A 3,279-nucleotide genomic window follows, 5' to 3' on the forward strand; every position below is an offset into this window, starting at 1 on the left:
TCTTTCATCACCTGCGAACCGACGAACAAAACCGTCAACAGCCTTGCCACCCGGCAGCGGCTTGACATAGGAGAAACGTGTGGCGCCACAGCGCCACGCCGCACGGCACGGGCGAGATCCGCAGGTGCGTCCACGTCGCTGCCAGCCAGGCGTCGTCGTGGCGATTACGTACCCAGACCCTCGACAAGTCATAGGGGTCGTGGTGCACTTCCACCGCCAGTTGTGGGCATCGACATTGTGCGCGCCGTCGCAGACGCTCCCGACTCGGCATCGCCGATTGATGCCGTCGCTGCCCTGTCGGCCTCGAAGCCAGACTCTCGTACTTTGAGCCCATCACCCAGTCGGCGGCGCGCCAATGCCAGGCTGTTATTACTGCCAACACGGGGCTTCAGGAGCGGGACTAAGCAAGTATTCCGGCCTCGCCGCAGGGATAGCCGATGCGTTGTGCTAACGCGGCGTGGGCGGCCTAACCGCGAATCTGACTGCAATGGCAGGAGTCGCGGTTTTCGAGGTCGCCGTCGAAGGAAGGCTGGATCGACAGCACCGATGGCCGCGACCTTGCAAAACACATCCGCGAGTCATGCCGCAAACTCAAGGCGCTGGCCTCGGGTGGCTGACCTGCGCAATGGGCCTATACCGGCATGTCGGCCTAGAAACGCAGCCGCTGGCACGACGTCGATGGATGCAACTCGACCTGCGTGGCGCCGCCGAGCAAAGCGACTCCCGCCCCGATCATTTAATTCTGCGGCCACTAACGACGGTCAAGGTTAGCAATACGATGGAAATGAATATGCGCGGTTACCGGTTAATATCACTGTTTTCACCTGAACTAACGTGATCTAGCCCTCTTCCGGTACCGGCGGGCACCTCGCGGCGGACCGATTCGATCAGCTTGGTCATGGCTTTCTTGCCGCGACGCGGCAGAACGTGCATCTGCCACGTAGCGTCGAGGCGAAAATGCAGCCGATGCGTGACCGTAACGGTTCGAGCGAACCCCAATAATGGGGTGCGTCAGGATATTTCATCCTGGATGTATCCGGCGTGAGCTGGTGGAGGTATCACGTCGCTGATCCTGCACGGGCGCCGAGGGTGGCTTGCATGTCGGGTTTCATCGCCGACAACTGCGCACCCCAGTAACCCCAGCTGTGTACGCCGTTGTGGTCGATGTTGAACGTGGCGTTATGACCGCCGGCCCCGGTGTAGGCGTTCTGGAAAGCGATGTTGCTTTGCAAAATAACCTCTTCGATCACCTGGCCGGGCAGGCTTCCCTGGCCGATGGATTCCGACGGTGTCCCGTTGCCGCTGTAGATCCACGATCGGGTGTTGTTGCCGGCCAGGCGCCCGGCCTGCACGGTGGGGTCGTTGCGCTGCCAGCCGGGGCCACCGGTCGGCCCCCACATGTCCTGGGGGTTGAAGCCGCCCTCGTCGTTCATAGCGAAACCGATGTAGGTCGGACCGCTGCCCTGGGAGGGATTCAGCAAGGCCGACAGCGCGCCGGCGTAGGCGAACTGCCCTGGGTGATAGGCCGCCAAGATCAGCGCCGAGGAGCCCGACATAGATACCCCCACCACGGCATTGCGGCTGGACCGAACACCTCTGCTTGAAAGGTATGCAGGCAGCTCGCTGGTCAAAAACGTTTCCCACTTGTAGGTTTGGCCATTTGCCGAGCCGTACCAATCGGCGTAGAAGCTCGAGCGCCCGCCGACCGGCGCGACCACCGATATGCCCGAACCGGCGTAGTCGTTGAATGCGTTGGTTTCGATGTCCCAGCCGCTGCGGTCGTCACGGGCACGCAAACCGTCGAGCAAATACACCGCCGGCGCTCCACCGCTTTGAAATTCCACGGTGATGTTGTGGCCCATCGATGGCGAGGGCACCTGCAGGAATTCGGGTCCAGCCGCCCGAGCCGGCAGCGCAGTGCCGATGGACCCGATCACTGCCGCCAGCACAGCAGCTGCGGTCGCCACGCTCGTTGGTCGCCATCCACGCTGTAGGTCGGTACCCATGGTTACCCTTTCGTCGGGCGGGCGTTTGGCCCGTCAGCCTTTCGCACCGGTCAGATGGCTCAAGCGGCCGCAGCCGATAGTGCCGATTCAACGGTCGGATAGTTCGATAGCAGCGGACGCAGACCGCCGGCCGCCACGATTCGCGCCACGATCGGCTGGTTGCTGACCAGACAGGTGGTGATCCCGCGGCGTCGACAACGTCGTGCCTGTTGGCCTAGCAAGGAAAGTGCGCCACACGATAGGAAACGCAGGTTGCAAACGTCGACCACGAACGGTCCCGGCGCGATGGCGGTCGGACCGATCTTGTTCATCAGATTGTCCCAGATGTCCTCGGTGCCGGCGTCGACCTCGCCGCCCACTGAATGATGACCGCCGAGCCGTTGCGCTCGCTGGTGATCCGTAGTGGCGCGCGCTCATGCGCCAGCCTCCGATGCGGCTCGGCGTCCTGCGCGACTGACGGATGCGACATGTGAAAGACAGGGCTCATAGCGCGCTCTTTTCCTCGCGCGGTGCCCCCCAGCGCCGTGATGAATGACGGGCCGCCCTGCAGTCTGAAGACAGACCTGATCTGACCATTAGAGCAGAACTAGTGCCGTCGTGTCATCATGGCGACGGCACTAATTCGGAACAGAAAATGTTCCCCAGATAGCCGTGGAGGCGACACGGCAAGTGAGCCGAGGGCGCGGGCCTTTGGAGATGGTGGCACCACCGCGGGCGCGCGTTTGGGTGACTTCGGTGTTTAGGTGATTGCTTAAGGGGTTTTGGCCGCGTGAATGCAGGTCGGATAGCCCGGTAGTGTTGTGTCGCAACGTTTGTCGTGCTGCAGTGCCGGCGGGTGTGATCATTGGTGGCCCGGCCGCGGCAGCGGGGTGTGCTGATGTCGAGGTGGTGTTTACTCGCAGCACGGGTGGACCGCCCGGGGTTCAGAGGCAACAGCACCGATGCGGCCAGAATTGCAGCAGCTTTGACGCGCGTGATCGGATTCATCGTCTCGCCACCTTCACCGTTCGTCCACAATTGACGGTCCTAGGAAATGCCCGCCATCCCCACTTCAAACACGCATTTCGGCCGCGACTGACCTACTCCTTACCCCCTGGGGTCTTATCCGACTAACACGCGATCACACTCGACGCCTACAGCGAAGACCTCAGCGTTTCGCTGACGCCAACATCCGGAAAAGAGCCTGCCGACGAGAGCGGTGGCGTCCCAGGAGCGGTGTAAAAGTGGTCTGACATAGGTTCCGCTCGCTTGCGTTGATGATCCTATGCGGTGG

2 protein-coding genes are annotated in these 3,279 nt (G+C 62.2%); both read right to left on the bottom strand.

Annotated elements, in window-relative coordinates; genetic code table 11:
- Window positions 1–1,058: 1,058 nt before the first annotated feature.
- Window positions 1,059–2,006 carry an esterase family protein gene (locus AWC17_RS25845; protein WP_047324133.1) on the bottom strand — a complete coding sequence of 316 codons (948 nt, stop codon included), beginning with the start codon at window positions 2,004–2,006 and terminating at the stop codon, window positions 1,059–1,061.
- 59 nt (window positions 2,007–2,065) lie between these two features.
- Entirely contained in the window at window positions 2,066–2,365 is a 300-nt protein-coding gene (locus tag AWC17_RS25850) for an anti-sigma factor antagonist (protein WP_231614276.1), read from the bottom strand.
- Between the last annotated feature and the right edge of the window lie 914 nt (window positions 2,366–3,279).

The sequence above is a fragment of the Mycobacterium nebraskense genome (assembly GCF_002102255.1).
GTDB lineage: Bacteria > Actinomycetota > Actinomycetes > Mycobacteriales > Mycobacteriaceae > Mycobacterium > Mycobacterium nebraskense.

What these genes read in the sequence shown, in the direction of transcription:
- AWC17_RS25845 (WP_047324133.1), bottom strand. Translation starts at nt 2,006, where the DNA reads ATGGGTACCGACCTACAGCGTGGATGGCGACCAACGAGCGTGGCGACC.